The sequence below is a fragment of the Stenotrophomonas sp. 1L-E-5-B-C3 genome (assembly GCF_057292075.1).
Window position 1 is genome coordinate 49429 of the sequence record NZ_JBXAWS010000014.1, and the last position, 26609, is coordinate 76037.

The following is a 26609-nucleotide window of genomic DNA, read 5'->3' on the forward strand; positions in this document are numbered from 1 at the left end:
CCCGGCACAGCGTCACTACGGCTGCACCCATCACGAATTGCTCCCTCGAAACGCAAGTAGGCCGCCCCTGGGCGGCCTACTTGGTCAGCTCGGATCGGCGCCAGCTCACCTGGCAAGCCGTCAGGGTGCTACAGGCACCAGGTCAAACGGGGCGAACGTAATGACCTCCTCGCCGAGCCACTCGTTGACCATGGCCATCCGCGATTGCAGGGGTGCCAGTTCCATCGACGCCCAAACCGTGGCCGCATCCCGAATCGAACCGAATCCACCCGCATTTTGGGGGACGATACCCAGCAGCTGCGGGGGGATACGCAGCGCGGCCAGAATGTCATCACGGGTCACGCGCTTGATTCCGGTGAACTCATCCTTTGCGGCCACTTCGCTGATCGGGATCAGCTGCAATCCGTCCTTCTTGCCGTTGGGCGAGTGCACGAACAGGTTGCGGAAATTGCCCGGCCCACGCGAGTCTCGCAGAGCCTCACGCAGCGCATCCACGTCCATGCCCTCTGGCTGCGGGTCGGTCATGTAGAGGATGAACCCAGCGTGCGAGCCGTTGGTGTAGTACCTGCGGCGGAACAACGTGGCCGATTCGTTGAGCAGCGCCGACTGAACCACGGCCAGCCACTCCGGCAACCCGTAGATTTCCTGATCAGTATCGGCCTCGCGCAGCTGGTGCACAGAGCTAGGTGCAAATTCATACTCGGCCCGTCCGGCTCGCACCTGAAAGAACTCACCGGGTTGCACACCACGACGCATGTATTGCGCCATCAGCGGGTGCAGCTGCAATAGCCGCCCGGAGTGCGTTGTTTCCCGCCCTAGGTAGGCCATGCCGAACACCAGGTAATCCAAAGCCAACTGCGAGAACGCGGTGCGGTCCAGCAGTCGATGTGGCACGAAGGTACGCACCAGCATGTTGCGCTTGAAAATCAAGCCACTGTGCAGGAACGGATTGGAGCGCGTGGTGCGCGACAGACCACTGAGGGTGATCGGCGGTTCGTAGTAGCGCCCTTTACGCCAGCACTCCAGATAATCGAACAACCCGCGCGAGTCCAGCACGGGCATTGGATCGCCAAAGGAAAAAGTCGTGACTGCCCCCGCAGTGCTCGCGCTAGGCGCGGGCACAACCTCTCCGATAGCGGCATAGGCATGCAAATCAGTCACGCCGCGCCTCTACATTGAGTTCGGCGCGCCGCCGGATACGGGCGGCAACACTGCCCGCCAGCTGCATATCCACCTCGCTCATATCCATCGCCGGAAATGCCAAGCGCTCCGCAACCTGCTCAGTCACCGTGGCATCGTCAAGACGCTGGCGCGCCGCATTGCCAAGGCGACCGAAGAACTTGCTGGCCAGTTCGTCAGCATTCGCCGACTGCCGCCAGTTCACGCCCGCGTTTTCCGCCTTCGAGAACAGCGCGAAGGCCACCGCCAGGCTGTCGCCAAGGTTCACGAGCAACTGCTCATAGGCCTGACTGGCAGCCTCGCTGATGACACCGTTCGCCGTGCTTAGACAACGGTCCGCCACCTCGGCCAATTCCAGCTCCAGGCGCGGTAGCTCGGCCGAAATCTCACCCTCCATTGCCTCATATTCCTCAGCCAACGAGAGCGCCGAGCGCTCATTCGCGCGAAGCTTCTGAATATCACGGGTCAGCGTGCCATCGCTCTCACGCAGCTTGGCACCCCACTGCTGGCGGGCAGCAGCGGCATCGCCCTGTGCAGCCTGCTTGGCGCGCTGCATCGTATCGACCTTACCCACCAAGGCGCGCTTGCGCCGCACCGCGCTGGCCAGCTGCTGCGCCAGCTCGTTCAGTCGCTGCCTGTTCTCCGATACCGGCGCAGCCTCGCTCCCTTCGCAGGATTGAATAGCCAGGTCGGCGGTGGTGGTGTTGATGCTCTGGTTGTCGCTCATATTGAATCTCCATTGAAAAGATTTGGCGGGGGTAGGCTCACCCGACACTGTGTCGGCGAGCTGTATGAAAGACAGCGCTGCTCACAGGCCGCTGTCGTGAACCTTGCGAGGGTCGAAGACGAAGACACGGATGGCCCCCAAGCCGGGGACACGTACGGTTTGGGACGGCCTGCCGTCAGCACTGCGCTTAAGCCAGCCGGCCTCAGCCAGCATGCGTGCGGCCAGGCGCACATCGAAGCCCGCACATAGCTCCCGTCTGAACGCCTCCTGCAGCACCAGGTATTCCGTCAATCCAACTTCATCAAAGCGTCGGAAACCTACGCGGTCGCGCACCGGCACCGTACCTTCAGGGCTGCGCAGCGGCTCCAGGCGGCTTTCGCCATGCGCCTCAAAGAACGCACGCACGCGCGAGAGTAGTTCGTCGGTGTCGGCACTGGCCGAGCCACCCCGACGTTGCAGCCAGGCCTTGAAGCACGTCGCCACGCCCTGGGTAGCTTCACCCTTGGGCCAGCCGGTAATGCGGTGACGACAGCTGCTGGCCAACTCCCCGGCAAAGGCGACAACAGCAAAGCGCTCGGCCACCCGGCGCACCTCCCCGGAGGCATCTTCGGGTACGTAGGTGGCCAGGAATCGGTCGGTGGATTCGCGCAGCTGGGCGGTCAGCGTCGGGCTGTCCTGCTGGGTGAGGTAACCCATCCAGAGCGGCCATGGTGCGCCGTAGGTGCGTGCGGCGGCGTCCTTGAGTAGAGCCGACAGCGCCGCTCCGTCGCTGGCATCGTGTAGGCGCTCAAACACGCCGTGCCCGCCCTCGGCCTCGGCTGGTACGTCGGCTAGGCGCACGGACTGGCCCGCCCGTGCCTGCTTGCCCACCTCGGCCATGTGCTGGGCCAGTCCGACCTCGCCGGCCGACAGGATCAGCACCCGCCAGCGTGCTGCCGCACGGGCCTCACCGGCCCGGTTGGCGCGGCTCTTGCCATTACCGTTGGCCAGCAGGTAGGCGGCATCACCGGCCTGCTTGGGATCGATCTGCGCCAGTTCATCTAGAATGAGCGTGGCATCGTTGTGCAACACCGCCACGCCTTCCAGACCGTTGGCCGTGCTGCGCCACTCGCGGGCATATTCCGGGGGACCGACCACGCTGGCCGCCACGCGTAGCGCGGTGCTCTTGCCGCTGCTGCTGCCGCCGACCAGGTGGAACCCACCGCCTGTTGCGCCGGTGAAGTGCAGCAGCGGCCCGGCGAACATGGCTGACACCGCCAGCACCAGACGCGAGTTGTCCTGACAACGTCGGGCCACGCCGCGTCGCCAGTCATCCAGCGAGCCAACGGCCGCATAGTGATGCTGCAATCCACCGCTGTGCTGATAGACCAGCCGCTCCACGCCATTGCCGTAGCTTTCGCCATTGGGCAGTACGTAGCGGCCCTCATGCCAGCCCGGCACGGCGACGTTGCGCGCGCGGGTGTCGATGCGCTCCTGAATGATGTAGGCCAGCAGCCGCTGCATCGTGTTGCGGTGGGCTGACATTTCCACACCACCTGCGGCCAGCTGGCGCACGAACTCGCGCGGATCGCCCACCAACATTTCCGCAGGTGCCGCCCACTGGTGAGGATGGCCATCGGCGTCGGTCCAGGTCAGCAACCTCCCCCATTCCTCGCTCTGGCTGTTACGAGTCTTGGCCTCGACCTTCAACGGCGAGCAGACAAACACTGGCTCGGCCAGGTCACCATCCTCGGTGACGCCGACGTAGTACACGCCGCTCTCGTTGAGCTGGTAGTGCGCTCGCGCCGCACCGCCACTGGCACTGCCACTGGTGCAGTCAGCGGCGTCCTTGTTGCTCTTGGTCTTGCCCTTGGCGCCCTTGCGCACGGCACGCTGAATCGAGCCGCGTACGGCGCCGGTACCGGCGTCCTTGGCGGCATCATTGAAATCGACAGAGGTGACGTTGCTCATGTACGGGGCTCCGGTGCCGCGTCGGCGCACTGCGCCTTCGGGATAAAGAGAGGGATCATCAGGAAGTAGCCTCATGGCGTGGCCGCGGCGGCATGGCCACGACCCCGCCCACGGCATCGGCAGCGCGCTGGGCGTTGGCTACGCCCGGATTGATGCCCAGCCGCGCGGCGGTGGCCGCGTCGTCATCGGCGCACACCACGATTACTGCCGTGGGGAATTTGGCGCGCAGCGCACAGGCCACCGGCTCCAGATTCCCTGCATCGAAGGCCACGGCGGTGGGATGGCCAGTGGCCTCATGGATGCTGGCGGCAGTGGCATAGCCTTCGGCGATACACACCACGTCGCTGATCGTGCGGCCCACGGCGTAGTACAAGCCACGCTTACGGCCACCGGCCAGGAAGCGCTTGCTGCCATCGGCGGCGATGGTTTGCAGGCTCCACAGCCGTCCCTGTGCATCGCGCAAGGGCACCAAGAGCAGGCCATCCAGCTGCCGCAGACCGTGAACGCCCACGCCCTTGGCCATCAGGTAGGGATGATCGGAGGCAGCGGCGCTGGCGCGCTGCCAGCGCTCTCGCGCCTGCTGCCGGGCCAAAGCCTGGCGCTGGGCACGCTCGGCCTGCTGCTGCCGCTGTGCGCGCATTGCGGCCTCGCGCAGCATCGCGCGGTCTGCCTCGCTTAGCGACTCGCTTCCAACTTCGCACCAGGACTCATTGAGTCCGGTCTTCCAGTTGCCGTAAGCACCGGCCTGCGGCGGGCCTGCGTGCAACACATACCAGCCGCTGCGCTGACCGCTTCCATCGCCCTCGGCGCGTACGCGCCGCAGACGGCCATCTGCCACCGCCGTATCTAGCATCAGCCCTGCCGCGCGCAGGGTCGCCAGGAAGCCATCAGGCTGCATCATCGTCGGCCTCCAGCTGGCTGCGGTGCTTGGCGCTGGCCACCACAGTGGCCAGATCCTCATGCACATAGGCGGCGCTGAACGCTACAGCGTCAAACGGCACCGCCATGCGCTCATCAACGCTTGCCAGCAGCAGCGCGGCCGAACATGCGCGCTCCAGGCGATTGAAGCTGTCCTCGCTGATCCAGTAGCCAAAGGGCATGCGTGCGGACCTGGGCGCGAGCGCTCGCGGCGGCTCAGCAGCAGCCGGCTTTGCTTGCAGATCCTCCAGCTGCAAGGCCATGCCTCGATCAAACTGCTCCTGCGACTGCGCAGGTGCAAACAACGACAGGCGCACGCGCATCCGCGCCGCAACGGTGGCCAGCTCCACGCAATCGCGCTCCAGCGGCCTCAGCAGACGCTCGCGCAGGCGGTCCTCCAACGGATGGCCTTCTAGCGCTTGATCCAATTCGTCACTGAGAGCGGCAAGACGACGCGACGCCTTGCTGTGGAGCCGCTCAATGCGACGGGCTGCCTCGACAATAGTGGCGGTACGCTCGGCATCGAACCAGGTATCGGTGATGGTGGCGCTGAGCACCCCATCGGCCAAACCCGGCACGCCGGATACACTCACGGTATCGAGGTTCATGCAGCCACCTCCGCATCACGGACCATGGCCAACAGCTGACCTACGGACAGGGATTCCAGTGCACCAGGGCAGCACTCAAGTGCGCCTACCAGCTGCGACAACGCGGCCATCGGCATCGTATGGATGCGCTGCAACTGGCGCGCGGCGCTGAACAGGTCATGCGTGGCCGCATCGTCATTGACGGCGACGATGTTCAGGGAGAGAGCGTTCATCGCGCAGCCTCCTGCACGGTTGCCGCAATGGCGTGCTGCAACTCGCCCAGCGTCAGCGCATCAGGCGCTTTGCCGGTGGCCTCCAAGCGCGCAGTCAGCGTCAGCCAGCGGCAATGGTCCCAATCAAGGGTGTCGGCGATTTCGCCGAGGTGGTGAGCAATACGGGCGGCAAAGCGCGACGGCGCGGCCAGGGTGTCATGAGACATGGCAGGGTCCTCAGGTAAGTTGAGGTCCACCACCGCGCTGCTAAACGAGGTGACGGACGGTACGCGGTTAGCAGACCGGCCTGAGGACCGGCAGACCTTTCGGTCTCCGCGCACCGCCCGCCATAGAACTGGCAAGCAATCGCCCGCGACGACACAGCAGGCAATAAAAAAGCGCCGTGCATCGGTCGATGGGCGCTGGTGCGCCTCAGGGTTCGGGCTGCTAAACCCGGTCGCCGATTGTGCGGCGACGGGGCAATGCTGCATCGTATGAGCCGGTGCTGTCAACACGCGCGTCATCGCCGCGTGCTGCGCTTGGCGCGCGGTGCTTCAGTGGCGTTCTCACTGAGCGCGCGGCGTTCTGCCGAATCGCTGAGGGGCAGGCAAATCTCGGCACTCGGGCAGACGCTTGGCACATGCGTGCGCACGATCTCGGTGTAGGCCGAGAACGTGTGACCGCACAGCGCATTGCGGCACTGGAGCACGGATTCGCGCAGCAGTTTGGAATGCAGCACGCTGGTGCGCACGATGGCAGGCGTATCGCAATGCGGGCAGCGCAGGAAGGCTCTTGAACTGGTCATCGCAATGCCTCAGCAGTCAGTGGTGGAACGGCTACCCGCGACACCGCGCGAGAGTGCAATGCGGCCGCCTTGCGCAGTCCGGCTCTGGGAGAAGTTCAGCGCGAGATTCGGCTGTGCCACAGCCGTTCGCAGATGCTCAGCCAGGAACTTGGCTTCTGCCCGGCTCAGGGTGAACTTCTGATCGGAGATGGTCAGGACGATGGTGTCTTTCATGGCTGCGCTCGCAGGTGGGTATCGGGAATGTGGGTGGCAATCCACGCGTCCACGTCCGACTCCAACCAGACAGTTACGCGCGGGGAAAGGGGGATCGATGCGGGGAACCGGCCGCGCTTCATCAGCCAGTACAGGTGCGAGCGGGAAATGCCGGTGCGACTGAGCACTTCGGGCTTGCGCAGGAAGCGTTCACCGCGTGCGGCGTCAGGCCGGGAATGATCGGCAGGCTGACCAGGTGCGGTCGCCTGAGGGGCTGGGGAACCAAGCATGTGAAAGGTCGCGGGGCTGACGTTTCGTCAACCGCCGCCCTGTGTTGTGGGCTTGGTTAGAAGGCTAGAGACAGCTGCCGCTCAACTCACGCAGCTCGATGTGTAGGAAAGATTTTTACAGTATTTTGTAAAATTACACATGACGAATCCCCCTTGACGGCGAAACCTTGCGCCGTTCCAGCCAACTGGCGGGAGATGACAAGCGAGCGCAGCAGTCAGGCCGCTCGATGGGTTGCGCAGGACAAACGGACGCGCCTGGCAATCTGCTGATCCAGGCCAGTAGCGCAAAATGTGCGACGAGCGAACTATCGTCTACTGGCGGGTTGGGTCTGGTCATCGGCCGTCATGGCGACCGCTCGGCGACCTTCAAAGCAACCCGCTGGCCGGAAAGAGGCTGCGGCAGAGCCATTCAATCGGCGCGCGCCATCGACCCGCATGTGTCTAACACGGATCGATAGGGCGCCGATGTAACCAGCGTAACCAGCTGTAACCAGTGAATGCGGCGCTCCGACGATGGACGCAACCGAATGATTTACAAGACATTTCGCAGCGGTGTAACCAGTGTTACCGCTGTAACCAGAAAAAACAGTAAGTCAGAAATGAAAGATGGAAGAACGGGAGGTCAGCGGGAGGTCCTCAGCCCGTCCAGATAGTCCGCCCAGGCCTGCATCATTTTCGCCCGTTCGACCAGGTGAGCCGTACGGTTGTATGCCCGTCCGTTTGGATCACGCACGGCGTGTGCTAGCTGGTGCTCGATGTAGTCCGGACGGAAACCCAGCACCTCATCCAGCACAGTTCGCGCCATAGCGCGGAAGCCGTGCCCGGTCATCGTGTCAGAGTCGTAGCCAAGGCGACGTAGCGCTGCGTTGATCGTGTTCTCGCTCATCGGGCGCCCCTTGCCGCGCATACTGGGGAACACGAACTCTTTCCGTCCTGTCAGCGGGTGCACCGACCTAAGTATCGCTACAGACTGCGAAGCCAGAGGAACAACGTGCGATTGGCCAGTCTTGCTTGCCGTAAAGCGCCATTCGCAACTTTCAAGGTCGATATCCGCCCATCGCGCACGACGAAGCTCACCGGGACGCACGAAGACCAGGGGCGCCAGGCGCAATGCAGCCATGACAATCGGCGAACCTTGGTAGCCGTCCATTGAGCGCAACAGGTCAGCAATCAGTTTGGGCTCTGTCATGCTAGCGAAGTGGCGCGCCTCGGGTGGAGCAAGTGCGCCTTTCAGATCTTCTGCCACATTCCTGTCTGCGCGGCCTGTCGCTATCGCGTATCGGATTACTTGGCTGACCAGCATCCGCGCCCGATGTGCTGTTTCGACAGCCCCCCGCCCTTCGATCTTGCGCAGCGTCTCCAACAGTTCACGTGCTGTGATCGCTGCAATGGGTCGTTGGCCGATGTAGGGCGTCAGATCCTTTTCGATCAAGCGTGTCTCTCGCTTCACCGACCCGGCAGACAGCTTCTTGGCTCTCATCGCCAGATGTTCACGCGCCAGCGCCTCAAACGTGTTGGTGGCCAGTTCCAGGCTGGCCACCTTCTGCGCCTTGCGCTGCTCACCGGGATCAACACCTTCCGCCAACAGCTTTCGCACAGCAGCATGGCGCTCGCGCACAGATGCCAGGCTGACCTCTGGATAGGTGCCAAGCGACAGCGTGTTGCGCTTGCCGGTCACAGGACGCCGATAGTCCCAGCGCCACCATCTGGCGCCATCAGGTTTCAGCAGGAGGTACAGGCCTCCACCGTCTCGCAGCTTCTGCACGACAGCGGTTGGCTTGGTCTTGCGAATGGCGGTATCGGTCAATGACATGTTGGCGGTAGCTAAGTTGGCGGTAACAGGTATGTAGCGGGTGGAGGTTACCGCCAAAGATACCGCCAGAGAAGTCTGGATTCTGCTGGATCAAGTAGGACTCAATCAGACGCAAAAAAGGCCGAAACCCCTGTTTTTTCAGGATATTTCAGCCTTCATAGGACGACATAGGATCATCAGTTGGTGGGCCCACCAGGATTCGAACCTGGAACCAAGGGATTATGAGTCCCCTGCTCTGACCGTTGAGCTATAGGCCCGGCGCAGCGTCACAGTGTAGTGGAGCCTGCGCTCAACCGGCTACCCGCCGGCGCCAAGACACACTGAAAAACCCTCAGCCATCGCTGCGCAACGCCACGCGCCTAGGCTTGCGCAACAGCTGGCTCACCCAAACCGCTCGCCCATCTCCCGCACCCGCTCGGCGTTCGCCCCCGCCAATGACCGCATTGCTGGCGACTGGATCCGCCCGTCAACAGCCACACACTGCCAGAATGCTTCAGCCACCGGTGCCGCCCAGCGCAGATGCTGCAGATCACCACTGCCCAGCGGCGCGACCGGCGACAGCGGCTCGTCCGCGCGCAACACGCCCAGCTTTGACGGCGCCAGCGACATCGGCAGCATGTCGTAGACCGGCGCCAATGGCAGCGGGCCGCGATCAATGAAGTGGAAGGCGATGTTGCCGTGGTGCATGTCGCTGTTGCCGATCAGCCGCCCGAACGCGTGGCGTCGGCCCATCGCCTGCACGGTGTCGGCCGTCAGCCAGCCTTGATCACGCAGTTCGGCGCCTGCAACCGGCCACGCTGGGGTGACCTCGCCGGTGAACGCTGACGATAGCGACAGCAGCGAGACCAGGCCTCGCCGCCCCAGCAGATCGGGCGTGCGGTCGAAGCGCTCGATTTCCAGGAAGGTGTGCGTGGGCGACTGCAGCAGTTCGCTGGACGCCGCGGCTTGTCCGGACTCGCGCAGGGCCTCAAGCGCCAGATGTTCGCAGACCAGCAGATCGCTCCAACGCTGGGCGGCGGCGCCTTCATCGGGTTGCGCGAACTTGACCAGGACCGAGCGGCGCCTGCCGTAGGCCTCTACGGTGGCGGTGAACTTGGGTTGCTCGCCACCCGGCGAGGAGCCCACGTCCTCTCCGTCCAGCGCAGCACGCGCACGCTCGCGATAATGTGCAAGACGATCGTCGGCCGCAACCCGATCGATCGGCACCTGCAACGTCTCCATCGCCGCCTCCACGGCGGCGGTACCGAGCAGCAGATCGCCCGCTTCAGTCCCGCCAGCGGTTACCAGGACCATCAACACATCGTCCGGTTGCCAGCTCTTGAGGTCCTTCGGCAGGCCGAGCGCCTGCGCACGGCCATGGGCGAAGCTGCGACCAAGAAAGCCCTGCGGTCGCAGGTCATCCAGGTACCACGGCAAGTCAGGAAAGAAGGCGGCAACGTCACCTTCGGGCGCGCGTCGCAGGTTCGGGCAGTCAGGCCCGGCATCGACGTGGAAGCCGCCTCCTACCAGCGCAATTACCCGCCCCAGCTCCTCCAGCGTCGCATCTTCGCGCAGCCGGTACAGCGGCCATTCGCTGCCGACCCGGGTGGGCCGCCGCAGCGCATAGGCGGTTGCCCGGGTGCTGCCCATGCGCACCACCTGCGGGCCACTGGCGGCCACCAGCCGGCTGAGCGCCATCCGGTCCACCCCCAGACGCTCGGCCAGCGCCGCGGCAGGTAGCGGCTGGCCGGGGGCCAGCTGAGCGATCAGATCCAGTACCTGTGGGCGTTGAGCGCGTGGCATGTGCATTACGTAATACGAAATTTGTTACGTAATTAGCATCAAAAAAGCGGGACTGCAAGCGCGGTCGTGCACCTATGAGCTTGAAAATAATGGACATATTCACGAAGAGCCAGCTTCGACGCGGGCCTTTGTTACATTATTTGTTACGTAACTATAAGTCTCAGCCAAGCAAAGGCTCGGCTTTACAGGGATGTGGTGGGCAAAGAAAAACCCCGCCGAAGCGGGGTTTCTCTCAAGGCTTCAACAGCCGCTGGAAATCAGTCGATATCCAGGAAGCTGCGCAGCTGCTCCGAGCGGCTCGGGTGACGCAGCTTGCGCAGGGCCTTCGCTTCGATCTGGCGGATGCGCTCGCGAGTCACGTCGAACTGCTTGCCGACTTCCTCGAGGGTGTGGTCGGTGTTCATGTCGATGCCGAAGCGCATGCGCAGCACCTTGGCTTCACGCGGGGTGAGGCCGGCCAGCACGTCGCGCACGGTTTCAGACAGGTTGATGTTGGTGGTGTTCTCGATCGGGGACTCCACGTTGGTGTCCTCGATGAAGTCGCCCAGATGGGAATCCTCGTCGTCGCCGATCGGGGTTTCCATCGAGATCGGCTCCTTGGCGATCTTCATCACCTTGCGGATCTTGTCTTCCGGCATGTCCATTTCCTTGGCCAGCTCCTCCGGCGTAGCCTCGCGGCCGTACTGCTGGAGCATCTGGCGGGAAATGCGGTTCAACTTGTTGATCGTTTCGATCATGTGCACCGGGATACGGATGGTGCGCGCCTGATCGGCGATCGAACGGGTGATGGCCTGGCGGATCCACCAGGTCGCATACGTGGAGAACTTGTAGCCACGACGGTATTCGAACTTGTCCACGGCCTTCATCAGGCCGATGTTGCCTTCCTGGATCAGGTCGAGGAACTGCAGGCCGCGGTTGGTGTACTTCTTGGCGATCGAGATCACCAGGCGCAGGTTGGCCTCGACCATTTCCTTCTTGGCCTTGCGCGCCTTGGCTTCGCCGTAGGCCATGGCACGGCTGAGTTCCTTCAGATCGTCCAGGTCCAGCTGGGTCAGCTTCTCGATGTCGATCGTCGCCTGCTGTTCGGCGATGATCTGGTCCTTCACTTCACGCAGGGCCGAAGACCACTTCTGCTTGCGCTTCAGTGCGTCTTCCACCCACTCCAGGTTGGTCTGGTTGCCTTCCCAGGAGCGGATGAAATCCTTGCGCGGCATGCGCGCGGTGACGGTTGCCAGGTTCAGCACGCGGCGCTCATGGGACTTGATGCCGGCCATGGTGTCGCGCAGCTGCTTGGTCAGCACGTCGGTCAGCGGCAGCGGCAGCTTCAGGGTGACGAACACCGCCGACATCTCCTCGCGGAGCTTCAGCAGGCTCTTCTTGTCGCCCTTGGCCACAGCCTTCTTGAAGGCATTGAAAGCATCGCTCAGCGCCTGCATGCGCGCAGCGACTTCCTCCGGGTCCGGACCGGTCGGTGCGGCTTCTTCATCGCCGCCGTCGACATCATCGTCCTCTTCCTCGTCAGCGTCGGCGCCTGCGTCGTCACCGTCATCGGAGGCAGCGGGCGCGGCCGGCGCGGCAACTTCTTCGGCCAGGTCGTTGAAGCCGACGATCACTTCGGCCAGGCGCTTCTTGCCTTCCTTGTGCGCTTCGTAATCGTTCAACAGCGATTCGACCGACACCGGGAACTGGCCCAGTGCGGCCTGCACCTGCGAAAGGCCTTCCTCGATGCGCTTGGCGATGGCGATTTCGCCTTCGCGGGTCAGCAGCTCGACGGTGCCCATTTCGCGCATGTACATGCGCACCGGGTCGGTGGTACGGCCACCTTCGGTGTCGAGTGCGCTCAGCGCGGCGGCAGCTTCTTCGGCCGCGGTGTCATCGACTTCGCGGTTACCGGTGTTGCCGTCATTGAGAAGCAGGGTTTCGACATCTGGCGCAACTTCATGGACATCAATGCCCATGCCGTTGATCATGCCGATGATGTCTTCGATCTGTTCCGGGTCGACCATGTCGTCCGGCAGATGGTCATTGACTTCGGCGTAGGTCAGGTAGCCCTGTTCCAGGCCCTTGCTGATCAGTTGCTTGATTTCGGATTGGGCAGGACGTTCGTTGGCCATGTAGTGCTCGCGCCACCGGCTAGGGAGAAATAGGGAACGTAGCATTATACCAGCCCGGGGCCCCGCCTGCCGGGCGGTGGTCCCGCAGGCTCAGGGCCTGAGAAGGAAGGTCACAGGACCGTCATTGACCAGGCTGACGACCATATGGGCACCGAATCGACCCGTTTCCACCCCTGGAGCGTGATTTTCACGACAGATCTCGACAAATCGATTGAACCCCTGTTCAGCCTCGGCCGGCGGTGCCGCACTGGTGAAACTCGGGCGCATGCCCGAACGGGTATCTGCGGCCAAGGTGAACTGACTGACCAGCAGCAGGCCGCCACCGGTGTCGCGCAACGACCTGTTCATCTTTCCGGCCTCGTCGGCGAACACCCGGTAGCCCAACAGGCGCTCGGCCATCCGCTGCAGCTGGGCTTCGGTATCGCCCGGCTCCATCCCCACCAGCGCCAGCAGGCCAGGGCCGATCTGCCCCACCGCTTCGTCATCGACATGGACGGCGGCCTGGCTGACACGTTGGATCAGGACGAGCATCTGCGGGCTTCCAATGAACGGGCCGGCCACGATAGCAGCGCCCTTGGCTAAACTGGCGCCGATGAATCCGCAACGCAAAGCCCGGCTGGTCTACCGCGCCACCACCCTGTTCGCCCGCCTGCCCTGGCCGCTGCTGCGGGGATTCGCGCGCGGCCTGGCGTGGGCGTGGATCAATCTCAACGCCCGCGAGAGCCGCGTCACCCGGCGCAACCTGGAACTGGCCTATCCGGAACTGGACGGCGCCGCACGCGACCGCCTGCACCGTGAACTGCTGCGCTCCACCGCCCTGCAGGCCATCGAGACCCTGCGCCTGTGGAGCCAGGAACCCGCCGACAACCTGCGCCTGCACCTGAAGCAGCGCCACGGCGAAGCCCTGTACGACGCGGCGCTGGCCAGTGGCAAGGGCGTGATCGTGGCCGCGCCGCACTTCGGCAACTGGGAACTGTTGAACCAGTGGCTGGCCTCGCGCGGGCAGATCGCCATCGTCTACAAGCCGCCGGAGGACGAGGCCAGCGACGCCTTCCTGCAGATCGTGCGCGGCGGCCAGAACGTGCAGCAGGTGCGCGCCGAAGGCCCGGCCGTGCGCCAGCTGTTCAAGGTACTCAAGGACGGCGGTGCCACCGGCATCCTGCCCGACCAGCAGCCCAAGGCCGGCGATGGCGTGTTCGTGCCATTCTTCGGCGTGCAGGCACTGACCATGACCCTGGTCAACCGCCTGGCCGAACGCACCGGGGCCACCGTGCTGTACGGCTGGTGCGAGCGGACCGGCCCGGACATGGAATTCGCGCTGCACATCGAGCCGACCGACCCGGCCGTGGCCGACCCGGACCCGGCCGTGGCCGCCACCGCGCTCAACGCCGGCATCGAGCGGATCGCCCGCCGCGACCCGGCGCAGTACCAGTGGACCTACAAGCGCTATACCCTGCGACCACCGGGCAGCGACGAGGAAGACCCGTATGCGACCGAAGAGCATCCGCACTGAAAGCCGCTCCCGCCGGCCTGCGACAGACCGCCGCAGCACGTTGAATACGACGCTGGCGCCCCCATAGAGACACCGATGTCTGCCTCCCCCGGTCCTGCCATGTCTGCTTCTTCCCTGTTCGGCGATCCGGCCGCGATCCGCTGCGAGCGCGCGGTGGCCGAACTGCGCGCCGGTCGCCCGGTCCTGCTCCATGATGGCCAGGGCCAGCGCCTGGCGGTGATCGCGCTGGACAGCGCCACCGCCAGCAGTTTCGCGGCCTTCGCCACTGCCGCGCGCGAGCGCCACTACCTGTTCCTGACCGCCACCCGCGCCCGCGTGCTCGGCGTGGAAGCCGCGGACGGCGCGCGCCTGCCGCTGGCCGGTGTCGCCTTCGATGCCCTGCCCTCGCTGGGCTACCTGCGCGAGCCGGGCCCGATGCCGGACGGCTGGAGCGCCGGTGACACCTTCGATGCCGGCGCTGTTGAACTGGCCCGGCTTGGCCTGCTGCTGCCGGCGATGGTGGCGGTGCGCCTGGACGCCGATGACCGCACCTTCGATGGCGCGGCCGAAGTCGCGCTGTGCGACCTGGCTGAAGGCGCGGCGCATGCCGCCCACGATTACGAACTGGTGGCACGTTCACCGGTGCCGCTGCGCGACGTCGGCATGACCACCTTCGCGGTGTTCCGCGGCGGCGTGGCCCAGCGCGACCAGGTGGCGATCATCGTCGGCGAACCGGACCTGTCAGCCGTGGTCCCGGTGCGGGTGCATTCCTCTTGCCTGACCGGCGACCTGTTCGGTTCACTCAAGTGCGACTGCGGCGACCAGCTGCGGCGTGGCCTGCGCAAGCTGAAGGAACTGGGCGGCGGCGTGCTGCTGTACCTGGACCAGGAAGGCCGTGGCACCGGCATCGCCGCGAAGATGCGTGCTTACGGCTACCAGCACGACGGCCTGGACACCATCGACGCCGATGCACAGCTGGGCTTTGGTGCCGACGAACGCCGCTACGGCAGCGCGGTGGCAATGCTGCGGGGCCTGGGCATCGCGCGCGTGGCCCTGCTCAGCAACAACCCGACCAAGGCGCAGCGCCTGCGCAACGCCGGCATCGAGGTGCTGGACTGTATCCCGGTCACCGGCGAGATCACCGCCGAGAACGAACACTACCTGCGTACCAAGGCCGATCGTGCCGGCCACATGCTGGATGTCGACGCGCTGATCCAGGCTGCCCAGTAATTCGGCCGACCTGCTACCGTCTGCGCGATGCGGCCGTCGCCGCCATCGCCTGCCCTGCTGCCTGACGGAGCCCGCGTGACCGAAGCCTCGATACCTGCACTGCTCACCTCTGACTGGCAGGCGCTGCCAGCACGCGCCGCGCGCCTGGCAGCACTGGAAGGCGCGTTCGGCGGCCTGTTCGTGCCAGGCCTTCCGCTCGCAGCGGCCTGGTGGTTCTTCGATCTGCCCGCCGGCCTGTGGGGCGCTGCGGTCGGGCTGCTGGTGGGCATCGTGTTCGGCGCCTGGCTCGGCCGCCGGCGCCTGACCCGCACCCGCTGGCGCCTGGATGCGCAGGGACTGGGCCTGCGCCGCGATCTGATGTGGCAGCTGGAAACGCGCATTCCCATTTCGCGCGTACAGCACCTGGACCTGCGCCGTGGTCCGCTGGAGCGCCGTGCCGGGTTGGCCACGCTGATCGTGCACACCGCCGGCACCCGCATGAGCGCGGTCACGGTGAGCGGCCTGGACGAGGCCGATGCCGAGCGCCTGCGCGACACCCTCTCGCACCAGCTCGACCAAGACGCCGACGCCCTGTGAGCCAGCCGCCCCCCCTGCCCGCGTCGCTGCCCAACGGTGGCGAGGATCATCGCCTGCACCCGTGGTCGTGGCTGTTCGTGCTGCTGATGCAGCTGCGCCACTACTTCCTGCCGCTGGTGGCGCTGCTGGTGTTCGGCCAGCGCGGTGACCGCGATCCGATGTGGGCCCAGCTCATTCCGCTGTCGGCGATTGCCGTGCTGGTGCTGGTGTCGGTGCTGCAGTACCTCAGCTACCGCTACCGCATCGGCAGCGATGCGATCACCGTGCGCAGCGGCCTGCTCGCGCGCAACCGGCGCGAGATTCCGTTCGCCCGCATCCACAACGTGGAAGTGCGGCAGAACCCGCTGCACCGCCTGTTCGGCGTGGCCGAGCTGCGCCTGGAATCGGCCGGCGGCGTGCGTCCGGAAGCGGAGATGCGGGTACTGAAGCTGGACCAGGCACTGGCCTTGGAACGGCTGGTGCGCCAACGCGGGCAGGCGCCACAGGCTGACGACGTGGCCACATCAGGGCAGGTGGCCGACGCTGACAGCGAACACGTGTTGCTGCGCCTGTCGAGCTGGGACGTGGTGCGCATGGGGCTGCTCTCCAACCGCGGTTGGGCGCTGGCGATCGCCGCGTTCGGCGTGCTGTTCCAGACCGTGCCGCGGCCGGTGATGGACGACGCCCTCCAGCGCGGCGGCCGCGAGGCCTTCGGCTATGCCAGCCACCTGCACCCCGGCGTGGCCGGCGCCTTCCTGCTGCTGGCCGCGGCCTTGCTGCTGGGGTGGCTGGCACTGCGTGCGCTGTCGGTGGTGCTGACCCTGCTGCGCTACCACGGCTTCACCCTCAGTGAGCAGGAGCGCCGCCTGACCGTATCGGCCGGCCTGCTCAGCCGCACCCGCAGCAGCGTGGCGCGGCGCCGCATCCAGGCCTGGACACTGCGCGAAAGCACCCTGCATCGCTGGTTCGGCCTGCGCCAGCTGCGCATCGACAGCGCCGCTGGCGGGCCCTCGCGCGATGAGGACCGCGCCCTGCGCGAACTGGCGCCGCTGGCGTCCCGTACGCGTTGCGAGCAGCTGGTGCAGCACCTGCTGCCGCAGCTGCAGTGGCCGCCGCTGCAGTGGCAGGCCATTCCGCAGCGTGGCTGGTGGCGGTTGTGCCTGGGCGCGCTGCTGGTGGTGCCCCTGCTGGCCGTGGCCGGGTACTGGCGCTGGGGGCCCTGGGGCCTGGTAGTGCTGGCCTGGCTGCCGGTGGCACTGCTGGTCGCGCACCGGCAGATGGCGCGCATGGGCTGGTACCTGGACGATCATTACGTCGCGGTGCGCGGCGGCTGGTGGAAGCGCTGGTGGCGCTGGGCCGAACTGGACAAGGTGCAGGGCCTGCGCCTGCAGCGTTCGCCGCTGGACAAGCTGCTGGGCACCAGCAGCCTGCAACTGGACACCGCCGGTGCGCATGGCGACGTGGCGCTGACCCTGCACCACCTGCCGCGCGCGCAGGCGCAGCAGGTGATGGAGCAGTTGGCTGCGGCGCTGGCACGGCGCAAGCTGCGCTGGTAAGCACTACAGGTAGTGCCGGCCGCTGGCCGGCAACTGCAGACATTTCCCGGGTTGCCGGCCAGCGGCCGGCACTACCTCAACGCTGCGACGGGCCCCAATACCCCAGGTCCTTGCGGATCTGCAGATCGCGCAGCCAGGTGCCGAACGGCTTGCGCCGCAGCGCGCCCATTTCGCCGGACAGGAAATCCTCGGTAGCGGTGATCACCCGCTCGCTGGACAGGCCATCGCGATACGGGTGGATGGCATCGGCGTAGCGCACGATCTCCGCCTGCAGCGCGGCGTCCGGATGCAGCGCGCGCTGCAGCATTGCCGGCAGCTGCGCCGCATCGTCGAAGTCAATCATGTGCGGTTTGGGCACGCGGTTGCGGAAGGTCACCACCGGCTTGTGCTGGACGATGAACTCCGAAACGATCGACGAGGTATCCGACACCAGCACATCGGCAGCACGCTGCGCGGCCATCACCTGCTCAGGCTCGATGAAACGGGCATTGGCACCGGCCAGCGCGCGGTAGCGCTCGAACAGCTCCGGCGGGCACTTCGGGTGCAGGGTCAGCAGCCAGTAGCGCTCACCGGCGGCGATGTCGGCGGCAATGTGAGCATGCAGGTGCGGGGCCGCGCTGAGCCGCTCGGTGAAGGTCGAACCGAACAGGATCACCGGGCGCTCGCCCGCCGGCGCGCGCAGCGCAGCGCTCTCGCCGCCATCGTCGCGGAACAGCGGGTCCAGCTTCGGCCAACCGGTCTCTGCTACCGCGAAATGGCCCTGCAGGGCGGCGATCTCGCGGAACGGCGCGGTGGTGGCCGGGCCCTGGGTGCAGTACAGGTCAAACATGCCGCGCACCCGGAAGTGGCCGCGCGCACTGTCCCGCTTCTCCACATTGAACCCATGGAACAGCTGCACCTTGGCCCCCGAAAGGAAGGTCGGCACCCAGTTGGCGGCGCTGAATACCGCCCGCGGGCGCATCGCCAGGGCCTGCTTCAAGCCGACGTTCGGCACGCCCGGCAGGGCACCGCCCGCGGCGCCGCCTTCGAACCAGGCTGCCACCTCCTGCCCGGAGGCGTGCAAGGCCTGCGCCAACGGGGCGAGAATAGGCAGCGCATAACGCTCCGTCGCAAACAACAGGTACCCGGCCATCATGTCCTCCACGACCGCTCCCACCGAACGGCCTCGCATCTCGGCCTGCATTATCGCGTTCAACGAGGCCGGGCGCATCGGCGACTGCCTGGCCTCGCTGTCCTTCTGCGATGAGATCGTGGTGGTGGACTCGTATTCCAGCGACGCCACCGTGGCCATCGCCGAGGCCGCCGGCGCCCGCGTGCTGCAGCGCACGTTCGAGGGCTTCCGCAGCCAGAAGGCGTTCTGCGTCGAGCAGGCCAGCCACGACTGGGTGCTGTGCCTGGATGCCGACGAACGCATCAGCCCGGAACTGCGTGCGGCCATCGAACAGGCCCGTGACGGTGGCTTCAGCGGCCATGCCGGCTATCGCTTCGCCCGCCTGTCGGAGTACTTCGGCAGGTTTCTGCGCCATGGCAACGCCTACCCGGACCGGGTGATGCGCCTGTTCGACCGCCGCCAGGGCGGCTGGCGCGGCAAGCGCGAGATCCACGAGGCGGCCAGCGTCGACGGCAGCGTCGCTACCCTGCAGGGCGACCTGATCCACTACCCCTACCGCTCATTGCAGCAGCAGCTGGCCAAGACCGAGAAGTACGCGCGGATGATGGCCGAGCACGAATTCGCGCGCGGCAAGCGGGCCACCTTGAGCAAGCTGGTGCTGGCGCCGGCCTGGCGGTTCTGGCGCGGCTTCCTGTTCCGCGGCGGCTTCCGCGACGGCTGGCATGGCCTGGTCTACGCCTATGTTCGCGCCAATTACGTGCGACAGAAGTCCATCATGCTGTGGATGCTGGGCAACGGTCAGGCGGTGGCCGACCCCGTGGTCCGTCCGGACCGGCCCTGAGCCGGCTGTGTCACACTGCCCGCGCGTTGCCTGAAGATTCCCCCATGAAAATCCTGTACACCAACTTCCACTATGGCGACGGTGGCGGCCACACCACGTACATCGTGTCGCTTGCGCGTGCCCTGCATGGCCAGCACACGCTCCACGTCGCCGCGCCCGCCGACAGCCGCCTGCTGCGTACCGTTGCCGAGGAAGGCATCGCCACCGCCGTGCCGATGGCCTTCGGCAGCGGCCTGCCAACCCTGCCGCAGCAGCTGGCCGAACAGCGCGCGCTGCGCCGGCGGGTCCGCGACGAAGGCATCGATCTGGTCCACGTCAACGGCGCGCGCGATCATCGCTTCGTGATGCAGGGCCTGCTCGGCATGCGTCGCCCGCCGATCGTGCTGACCAAGCACAACAGCAAGCCCACCAATACGCTGGGCAATGCCTTCCGTGCGCGCTGGGCCACCGACCGCGTGATCGCGGTGTCAGCCGACACCAAACGCCTGCTGGAACAGGGGCCGTACCGGCGCTGCCCGATCGACGTGGTCCGCAACGGTGTCGATCTGGAGCGCTACTCGCCGCTGCCCGCCGGAAGCGGCCACGCACTTCGCCAGCAATGGACGCGGGACCCGCTGGCGCTGGTGCTGGTCAGCAACGCCGGTACCGACGACTACAAAGGCTGGATCGACCTGGCTCAGGCCATCGTCCTGCTCCCCGACGCGGTCCGGCCCCACGTGCACATGGCGGTTGCCGGCCATCTGCCCAGCGCACAGCAGCGCGAACAGGTGCAGGCCCTGGGTGAGGTCGCCGCGCAGGTGCACTTCACCGGCCTGCTGGGTGATACCCGCGCGCTGATCGCCGCCGGTGATGCTGGCTTCGTGCTGTCCAACGACATCGAGACGATTTCCTTCGCCTGCCGCGAGATGATGGCCAGCGGCAAGCCGATGCTGGTCAGTGACTACGCCGGCCTGCCGGAGAACATCGAGCAGGGCGTGGACGGCTGGGTCGTACCCACCCGCGATGTCGCTGCGATCGCAGCGCAGGTGCAGGCAATGTACGAACAGCGGCACGCCCTGCCGACGATGGGCATGGCCGCGCGTCGCCATGCGCAGGCCGAATTCGGCCTGCAGACCTTCGCCGAGGCCACATTGGCCAGCTACGAGGCGGTGCTGGCGGCGTCCTGAGTTCCACTGCGCGGTTCGGACAGGGCCAGCAGCAGGGCCACCCAGGCGGCGTAGAACGAGGCGGTGCGCATGTCACGCAGCATCATCTCGGTGACGCCGAAGACGGCAAACGCCACGCAGATGCTCAGGCCCGCCGCAGCATGCAACCGCGATCGTTCATCACCACGCCACAGGCGTGGCAGGAACACCAGGGCGGGCGCCAGGTACACCAGCACCAGGCCCAGCCCACCCAGCACACCGTAGGTGGCCAGGAAGTACAGCAGGTCGTTGTGGGTCTCGCCGAAGTCACGCGCGACCATCGCCGAGACCTTGCCCTCGGCGGCCAGCCGCTCCAGCTCCCTGCGGAAACGATCGCCGCCACCGACACCGAACACGGGCTGCTCGCGGATCATGTAACCCGCCGCGGTCCACAGCTGCAGGCGGATGCAGACCGAGGTGTCGGCCAGATGGTCGGCACTGCAGTCGCCATACTCGTTGACACCGGCATCGATGCGATCACGCAGCGCGCCATCATGGGTGGCCATGACCCCCACGCCGGCCGCCAGCACCAGGCCCAGCAGGATCTTCATGCGGCCCAGCCGACGGCCCATCACCAGCAGCCCGATCAGCAGGAAGCAGGGAATCGCCAGCAGGCCGCCACGGGTCTGGGTCCACAGGAATGCGATCAGGCCGAGGATACCGGTAAGCAGCTTCAGCGTTGCCTCGATCCTGGTGAAACGGGTCACCGGCAGGCCCAGCGACAACAGGCTCAGCACACCGAACAGCAGGGTCAGATCGCCGTAGGTCACCGCGTTGAACTGCTGGGTCGCAGGCCGCACGCCGGTTTCCAGCGCCAGCCAGCCGATGATCGCCGCTGCCGACCACACCGCCGGCAAGGTTCCCAGCAAAGCGCGGGAGAGAATCGCGCGCGGCACCCGCAATGCAGCGAACAGGATCATCAGCATCGACAGCAGCCGCGCCGCCTTCTCCACTTCCGAGCCCTTCCAGATGCCGTGAACCGCCAGGCTGGTCAACACGCCGATCAACATCACCGCCATGCCCGCAGCCATCCAGCCATAACGCCTGGCTGAGCCGGGCAGCAGGGCCGGCGATGCCGAAGGCGTCAACAGCAGGATGATCGACAACAGGATCGCCAGGTAGAAGCCGGCGCTGCCGCCCTCCATGGTGATCATCAACAGCGTCGGCAACGCACCCAGCACCAAGGTGTAGGCGCCAGCCAGAAGGCCGGTGGTGCGGGTGTTGGGCGGGGAAAGCGGGATCACGTGATGCGGTCGGCGGGTCGGTAGCGGAAAACCGGCACGGTGCCGGGAGCGGTGCCCATTCTAGGCCAGAGCGCCCTGCCGGTTGCCGCATTCCCGCCCTGTTTATGCTTCATTCGTTCAGTCCTCATCGGGCGGGCCCTGCAGGCGATACTCACGCGCCAGCTCCGCCCTCGTCGGCGTGCACGAGCCAACCACCGCCCCGGCGGGGACCAGCCACCAGCGGCGACGATTGGAGATACCGGCCACCGCGGCCCGCGAACGGTCGACGCACCCCTGCAGCGCGTCTTCATTCACCAGCAGCCAGCGACGATGCGGCGCCAGTCGCTGCCAGCGCACGGCGGCCTGCAACTGCGCGTGCCAGCGGTCCTCGAAGCCGAAGGTCGCCGCCGGGCGATCGGCCATCAGCAGATTCTGCTCCTTCCAGGCCACCAGCCCCAGTTGCGCCTCCGGACCGATGCGCACACCGACCTCGCGCATCAGACCGCGCGCGGAGCTTGAATCGTTCAGCAGCGGGTAGCCGATCAGGCTGTACAGCACCCAAGCCACGGTCAGGGTCGAAACCAGAGCGAGATGGGCACGACGTCGCCCGAACACCCACACGCTCAGTGCCGCCCAGATCCCCATCGCCAGCACCGCCCATGCCAGCGCATCGGTGGTACCGGTCAGCAGCCCGCGATCCAGGGCCAGGCGCAGCTCGTAGCCCGGCCCGCCCAGCAGCGCCAGCGCCCCGACCAGCGCCAGGCCTGCCGCCAACAACACGGTGAACACGCCAAGCACGGCCTGCACATCGCGCCGTCTCAGCAGCCCGGGCAGCAACGGCGCCAGCGCCAGGCAGAACATCGGCAATGCCGGCAGGATGTAGACATCGCGCTTGCCATGGGGAATCGAGAAGAACAGCACGACCAGCAACCACCAGGCCAGCGGCAGCAGGTAACGTGGATCACGCCGCCGCAGGCGCCGGCGCCAGGCGGGAATCGCCCATGGCAGCGCCAGGAATGCCGGGATCCACATCGACGGCATCACACCGAAGAAGTACCACCATGGCTGGTGATGGTCCCAGGACTGCGTGTAGCGACGCGCCGTCTGCCGGAACAGGATGTCGTCAATGTAGGCACGGTACTCGTCCGAGCCGGTGCCCAGCCCGGCCAGCAGCATCGGCACCAGCCACAACGACACCGCCAGCAGGAAGGCCAGCGGCGCCAGCCAGAAGCGCCCATCGCGCGCGTGCAGGGACACACGGGGCCAATGCAGGGCCGAGGCAATGGCGGCCGGCACGATCATCAGCAACGCCAACACACCCACGCCCTTGGTGATCACCCCGATGCCGGCGAAGAACCAGCCCAGCCACCACCAGCGCCAGGCCGGGCCCAGCAGCAGGTGGCGCAGCAGGCCATAGTTGGCCAGGGTGATGAACAGCATCACCAGCGGATCGATCTGCGCCTTCTTCGCCTGGAAGGTGAAGTGCAATGCGAACAGCAGGGCCCAGCCCGCGTACAGCCCGACCTGCCGCGTCCACAGGCGGCGGCCGAGATCGACCACGCACCACAGCGTGCCCAGCGCGGCCAGCAGCGAAGGCAGCAGGAACGCCACCCGCCAGTGGCCGACCAGGCCGTACAGCGTGGCCTGCCACCACATCAGCATCGGCGGCTTGTCCGCGTACAGTTCGGTGCCGCGATGCGGGAACAACCAGTAACCACTGTCGACCATCTGCCTGGCCACCAGCGCGAAACGTGGCTCATCCGATGGCCACGGATCACGGAGGCCCAGGCCAGCCCCCAGCACCAGCAGGGCCATCACCACCAACAACCACGTCTGGCGCGACGCGTGGGTTTTCAGCATGAGACTCGAAACGGCAGCGGGGGTCAGGCTGTTTTTAGCAGACGCGCGTAGAAGAAACCGTCAGCGTCGTTTTCACCCGGCAGCCGCTGGCGTGCCACCCCTTCGCAATCCACGCCGAACGCGTCGCCGAGCGGCTGCGCCACGGCATCCGGATGCCACTTCAGGAACGCGCGCACCTGATCGATGTTCTCGGCGCGCAGGATCGAACAGGTGGCATACAGCAGCACGCCGCCCGGGCGCAGCATCGACCAGCAGGCTTCCAGCAAGCGCGCCTGCACGCCGACCAGCGCGTCGATGTCCTCGGCACGGCGGTGGAACATCACATCCGGCTGGCGGCGGATCACGCCGGTGGCCGAGCACGGCGCATCCAGCAGGATCGCGTCGAACGGCACGCCATCCCACCATGAACCGGGATCACTGGCATCTGCGGCCAGGGTCTGTACGTGCTCACCCACGCCGGTGCGGATGTAGGTATCGCGTGCGCGCGCCAGGCGGCGGGCATCGATATCCAGTGCCAGCAGGCGCAGGCTCGGATCGCGTTCAAGCAGATGCGCGGACTTGCCGCCGGGTGCCGCGCAGGCATCCAGCACGCGCGCACCAGACGCCGGCGCCAGGGCATCGGCCGCGCATTGCGCCGACAGGTCCTGCACCGACAACGCGCCTTCGGCGAACCCCGGCAGCTGGTTCACCGCAACGGGAACCGCCAGCCGCAACGCATCTGCACTGAGCGTACTTGCTTCGGCAGCGATGCCGGCTTCGGCCAGCGCTGCCAGTGCCTTGTCACGGCCGCCCTGCTGGCGGTTGGCGCGCAGCCACAGGGGCGCCGGTTGCAGGCTGGCGCTGAAGATCGCGTCGGCCTGTGCCGGCCAATCGCGTTCCACCGCATCGGCCAACCATTCCGGGAAGGCGTCGCGTGCGGGCTGCTCCGGGAAACCCTCGCGCTGTGCGCGGCGCAGGATTGCGTTGACCAGGCCGGCCTGGCGCTCGCGGCCCAGCGCGCGCGCGGCATCGACCGTGGCCGACAGTGCCGCATGCGCAGGCAGCTCCAGCACGTCCAGCTGGGCGAACCCGACCATCAGCAGCGTGCGCAGGTCGGCATCGCGGGCCGACAGCGGCTTCTGCATCCAGCCCTGCAGGGCAGCGTCATAGGTGCTGCGACGGCGCAGGACCGCGAAACACAGCGCTTCCAGCAGTGCGCGGTCGCGGCTGTCAGCCAGCTTGGGCAGCGCCCAGGCCAGTTCGGCCTTCAGCGAACGGCCACGGGTGAACACCTGTGCCAGCACGCGTGCGGCCAGCATGCGCGTGGCCGCGCCCGGCGCCGCCTTGGCGACGGAGAAATCGTTCTGCTTCGACACCGCTTATGCCCCCACGCGCAGGTCGCGGCGGGCGTTGAGGTAGTCGGCGGCGGTGATCGCCTTGCCACCCTCACGCTGCAGCACGCGCAGGCGCAGCGCGCCCTGGCCGCAGGCGATGTCGATACCGTCGCGGCTGGCCGCCAGCACCGTGCCCGGCGCCTGGCCATGGGCCAGATCCAGCGCCACTGCGCCATGGATGCGCACGCGTTCGCCAGCCAGGCTCGCCTCGGCGATCGGCCACGGGTTGAACGCGCGCACGGTGCGCGCCAGCGCGCCGGCATCCAGTACCCAGTCCAGCCGGGCCTCGGCCTTGTCCAGCTTGTGCGCGTAGGTCACGCCCTGCTCCGGCTGCGGCCGCGCGACCGGCTTGATGCCCGCGCGCAGCAGGCCCAGGCCATCAGACAGCACCTGCGCGCCGAGTTCGGCCAGCTTGTCGTGCAGCTGCCCACCGGTATCGGTGGTGGCGATCGGGAGCTCCTGGTGCAGCAGCACCGGGCCGGTATCCAGGCCAGCCTCCATCTGCATCAGGCACACGCCGGTCTTCGTATCGCCGGCCTGGATCGCACGCTGGATCGGCGCGGCACCGCGCCAGCGCGGCAGCAGCGAGGCATGCACGTTCCAGCAGCCATGGGTCGGAATGGCCAGCACCGCCTTGGGCAGGATCAGGCCGTAGGCCACCACCACCATCAGATCCGGTTGCAGGTCGCGCAGCTGCTGCTGGGCGGCCTCGTCCTTCAACGACTCGGGCTGGTAGACCGGAATGCCACGGGCCACGGCTTCAAGCTTGACCGGCGACGGCGCCAGGCCACGGCCACGGCCGGCGGGGCGATCAGGCTGGGTGTAGACAGCGACGACCTCGTGATGGCGCGCGGCCGCGCGCAGCGACGACACCGCGAATTCCGGCGTACCGGCAAAGACAATCCTCATGGCTACCCCACTTGCAGGATGGATTCGTGCAGGAAAGAAAACGGCGCCGTCGGCCGGCGCCGTACAGCCCGCGCGTGCCGCGCAGGCACGGGCCACCCCAAGGGCGGCCCGGATTGGCGATCACGCCACGTGCTTGCGCTGCTTGGCCAGCTTCTTGCGCACCATCTCGCGCTTGAGCGGCGACAGATAGTCGATGAACAGCTTGCCGTCCAGGTGGTCCATCTCGTGCTGGATGCAGGTGGCCAGCACTTCGCCGGCCTCCAGCTCCTGCTGCTGGCCATCACGGTCCAGGTACTTCACGGTGATGGTGTCGGCGCGGGTCACGTCGGCGAAGATGCCCGGCACCGACAGGCAGCCTTCCTGGTACACCCGGCCCCCGTCCTTGGCGACGATTTCCGGGTTGATGAACACATGCGGTTCATTCTTTTCTTCACTGACATCGATGACCATGAAGCGCTTGTGCACGTCCACCTGGGTGGCGGCCAGGCCGATGCCCGGTGCGTCGTACATGGTCTGGAACATGTTGTCGACCAGTTCCTGGAAGGCCGGCGTGGTGACTTCGGCAGCGTCGATCAACGCAGCCTTGGTACGCAGGCGCGGATCGGGGAACTCGAGAATGGGGAGAAGAGCCATGGCAGTTTCCGGATTGGGGGCCGGCACGCCGGCATACGTCGCAGATTCTAGCTGCAACGCTTGCCTTGCGCCC

26 protein-coding genes and 1 tRNA gene are annotated in these 26609 nt (G+C 66.4%); 6 read left to right on the plus strand and 21 right to left on the minus strand.

Annotated features, from left to right (window positions below; all coding sequences use genetic code 11):
- Positions 1 to 120 precede the first annotated feature (120 nt).
- The 15 genes from AC0Z6F_RS16705 to dtd form a co-directional block, all read right to left on the minus strand.
- On the minus strand, positions 121 to 1062 hold the full coding sequence (locus tag AC0Z6F_RS16705; protein ID WP_485617941.1) for a phage portal protein: 942 nt from the start codon (positions 1060 to 1062) through the stop codon (positions 121 to 123).
- 91 nt (positions 1063 to 1153) lie between these two features.
- Positions 1154 to 1906: a hypothetical protein gene (locus AC0Z6F_RS16710; RefSeq protein ID WP_065183207.1), complete on the minus strand. Its 753-nt coding sequence runs from the start codon at positions 1904 to 1906 to the stop codon at positions 1154 to 1156.
- 81 nt (positions 1907 to 1987) lie between these two features.
- Positions 1988 to 3856, minus strand: coding sequence for a DUF927 domain-containing protein (locus AC0Z6F_RS16715; RefSeq protein WP_065183208.1), 1869 nt, complete (start codon positions 3854 to 3856; stop codon positions 1988 to 1990).
- Positions 3857 to 3914: 58 nt separating this feature from the next.
- Positions 3915 to 4757, minus strand: coding sequence for a toprim domain-containing protein (locus tag AC0Z6F_RS16720; RefSeq protein ID WP_065183209.1), 843 nt, complete (start codon positions 4755 to 4757; stop codon positions 3915 to 3917).
- A complete protein-coding gene (locus tag AC0Z6F_RS16725; protein ID WP_485617887.1) occupies positions 4744 to 5382 on the minus strand; it encodes a hypothetical protein in 639 nt (212 codons plus the stop codon). The genes AC0Z6F_RS16720 and AC0Z6F_RS16725 overlap by 14 nt, the downstream gene beginning before the upstream one ends.
- Complete coding sequence (locus tag AC0Z6F_RS16730; protein WP_065183211.1) at positions 5379 to 5594, minus strand: hypothetical protein; 216 nt, start codon at positions 5592 to 5594, stop codon at positions 5379 to 5381. The genes AC0Z6F_RS16725 and AC0Z6F_RS16730 overlap by 4 nt, the downstream gene beginning before the upstream one ends.
- On the minus strand, positions 5591 to 5800 hold the full coding sequence (locus AC0Z6F_RS16735) for a hypothetical protein (protein ID WP_065183212.1): 210 nt from the start codon (positions 5798 to 5800) through the stop codon (positions 5591 to 5593). Before AC0Z6F_RS16735 ends, AC0Z6F_RS16730 begins: the two co-directional genes overlap by 4 nt.
- A 293-nt stretch (positions 5801 to 6093) precedes the next feature.
- Positions 6094 to 6378, minus strand: a complete 285-nt coding sequence (locus AC0Z6F_RS16740; protein ID WP_080353451.1) for an Ogr/Delta-like zinc finger protein — start codon at positions 6376 to 6378, stop codon at positions 6094 to 6096.
- A gap of 9 nt (positions 6379 to 6387) precedes the next feature.
- Complete coding sequence (locus AC0Z6F_RS16745) at positions 6388 to 6591, minus strand: hypothetical protein (RefSeq protein WP_485617889.1); 204 nt, start codon at positions 6589 to 6591, stop codon at positions 6388 to 6390.
- Positions 6588 to 6860 carry a helix-turn-helix transcriptional regulator gene (locus AC0Z6F_RS16750; protein ID WP_081284528.1) on the minus strand — a complete coding sequence of 91 codons (273 nt, stop codon included), beginning with the start codon at positions 6858 to 6860 and terminating at the stop codon, positions 6588 to 6590. Before AC0Z6F_RS16750 ends, AC0Z6F_RS16745 begins: the two co-directional genes overlap by 4 nt.
- Positions 6861 to 7482: 622 nt before the next feature.
- The gene (locus AC0Z6F_RS16755) at positions 7483 to 8673 is read right to left on the minus strand and encodes a tyrosine-type recombinase/integrase (RefSeq protein ID WP_065183240.1); all 1191 of its coding nucleotides are present in this window, start codon (positions 8671 to 8673) and stop codon (positions 7483 to 7485) included.
- 181 nt (positions 8674 to 8854) lie between these two features.
- A tRNA-Ile gene (locus AC0Z6F_RS16760) sits at positions 8855 to 8930 on the minus strand.
- A 124-nt stretch (positions 8931 to 9054) separates the two neighbouring features.
- Positions 9055 to 10455 carry a type II toxin-antitoxin system HipA family toxin YjjJ gene (yjjJ, locus tag AC0Z6F_RS16765; RefSeq protein ID WP_229298160.1) on the minus strand — a complete coding sequence of 467 codons (1401 nt, stop codon included), beginning with the start codon at positions 10453 to 10455 and terminating at the stop codon, positions 9055 to 9057.
- Between the two features lie 257 nt (positions 10456 to 10712).
- On the minus strand, positions 10713 to 12569 hold the full coding sequence (gene rpoD, locus AC0Z6F_RS16770; protein ID WP_012512211.1) for an RNA polymerase sigma factor RpoD: 1857 nt from the start codon (positions 12567 to 12569) through the stop codon (positions 10713 to 10715).
- A gap of 90 nt (positions 12570 to 12659) precedes the next feature.
- Positions 12660 to 13100 (minus strand): D-aminoacyl-tRNA deacylase, encoded by a 441-nt coding sequence (gene dtd, locus AC0Z6F_RS16775; protein ID WP_046983411.1) that lies wholly within the window; start codon positions 13098 to 13100, stop codon positions 12660 to 12662.
- Between the two features lie 61 nt (positions 13101 to 13161).
- Here dtd and AC0Z6F_RS16780 point away from each other — a divergent pair, with 61 nt between their 5' ends.
- The 4 genes from AC0Z6F_RS16780 to AC0Z6F_RS16795 all read left to right on the plus strand — a co-directional run bounded on the left by AC0Z6F_RS16780 (position 13162) and on the right by AC0Z6F_RS16795 (position 17402).
- Positions 13162 to 14082 (plus strand): lauroyl acyltransferase, encoded by a 921-nt coding sequence (locus tag AC0Z6F_RS16780; RefSeq protein ID WP_485617892.1) that lies wholly within the window; start codon positions 13162 to 13164, stop codon positions 14080 to 14082.
- 75 nt (positions 14083 to 14157) lie between these two features.
- Entirely contained in the window at positions 14158 to 15291 is a 1134-nt protein-coding gene (gene ribA / locus AC0Z6F_RS16785) for a GTP cyclohydrolase II RibA (protein WP_485617894.1), read from the plus strand.
- A gap of 27 nt (positions 15292 to 15318) precedes the next feature.
- The gene (locus tag AC0Z6F_RS16790) at positions 15319 to 15867 is read left to right on the plus strand and encodes a PH domain-containing protein (RefSeq protein WP_012512215.1); all 549 of its coding nucleotides are present in this window, start codon (positions 15319 to 15321) and stop codon (positions 15865 to 15867) included.
- Complete coding sequence (locus AC0Z6F_RS16795) at positions 15864 to 17402, plus strand: PH domain-containing protein (protein WP_012512216.1); 1539 nt, start codon at positions 15864 to 15866, stop codon at positions 17400 to 17402. Before AC0Z6F_RS16790 ends, AC0Z6F_RS16795 begins: the two co-directional genes overlap by 4 nt.
- Positions 17403 to 17478: 76 nt before the next feature.
- On the opposite strand, the gene AC0Z6F_RS16800 is transcribed toward AC0Z6F_RS16795, so the two are convergent.
- Positions 17479 to 18537 (minus strand): CDP-glycerol glycerophosphotransferase family protein, encoded by a 1059-nt coding sequence (locus AC0Z6F_RS16800; protein WP_032973195.1) that lies wholly within the window; start codon positions 18535 to 18537, stop codon positions 17479 to 17481.
- On the opposite strand from AC0Z6F_RS16800, the gene AC0Z6F_RS16805 reads away from it, so the two are divergent.
- On the plus strand, positions 18536 to 19354 hold the full coding sequence (locus tag AC0Z6F_RS16805) for a glycosyltransferase family 2 protein (protein WP_485617897.1): 819 nt from the start codon (positions 18536 to 18538) through the stop codon (positions 19352 to 19354). The genes AC0Z6F_RS16800 and AC0Z6F_RS16805 overlap by 2 nt on opposite strands.
- Before the next feature lie 44 nt (positions 19355 to 19398).
- On the plus strand, positions 19399 to 20520 hold the full coding sequence (locus AC0Z6F_RS16810) for a glycosyltransferase family 4 protein (RefSeq protein ID WP_012512219.1): 1122 nt from the start codon (positions 19399 to 19401) through the stop codon (positions 20518 to 20520).
- On the opposite strand, the gene AC0Z6F_RS16815 is transcribed toward AC0Z6F_RS16810, so the two are convergent.
- The 5 genes from AC0Z6F_RS16815 to def all read right to left on the minus strand — a co-directional run bounded on the left by AC0Z6F_RS16815 (position 20493) and on the right by def (position 26536).
- The gene (locus tag AC0Z6F_RS16815; protein WP_006395824.1) at positions 20493 to 21782 is read right to left on the minus strand and encodes an O-antigen ligase family protein; all 1290 of its coding nucleotides are present in this window, start codon (positions 21780 to 21782) and stop codon (positions 20493 to 20495) included. The two genes, AC0Z6F_RS16810 and AC0Z6F_RS16815, sit on opposite strands and share 28 nt — an antisense overlap.
- A gap of 117 nt (positions 21783 to 21899) precedes the next feature.
- Positions 21900 to 23621 (minus strand): glycosyltransferase family 39 protein, encoded by a 1722-nt coding sequence (locus AC0Z6F_RS16820; protein WP_485617898.1) that lies wholly within the window; start codon positions 23619 to 23621, stop codon positions 21900 to 21902.
- Between the two features lie 23 nt (positions 23622 to 23644).
- On the minus strand, positions 23645 to 24976 hold the full coding sequence (gene rsmB, locus AC0Z6F_RS16825) for a 16S rRNA (cytosine(967)-C(5))-methyltransferase RsmB (RefSeq protein ID WP_012512221.1): 1332 nt from the start codon (positions 24974 to 24976) through the stop codon (positions 23645 to 23647).
- Between the two features lie 3 nt (positions 24977 to 24979).
- Complete coding sequence (gene fmt, locus AC0Z6F_RS16830) at positions 24980 to 25903, minus strand: methionyl-tRNA formyltransferase (RefSeq protein ID WP_006395830.1); 924 nt, start codon at positions 25901 to 25903, stop codon at positions 24980 to 24982.
- Positions 25904 to 26023: 120 nt separating this feature from the next.
- Complete coding sequence (def, locus tag AC0Z6F_RS16835; protein WP_006395832.1) at positions 26024 to 26536, minus strand: peptide deformylase; 513 nt, start codon at positions 26534 to 26536, stop codon at positions 26024 to 26026.
- Between the last annotated feature and the right edge of the window lie 73 nt (positions 26537 to 26609).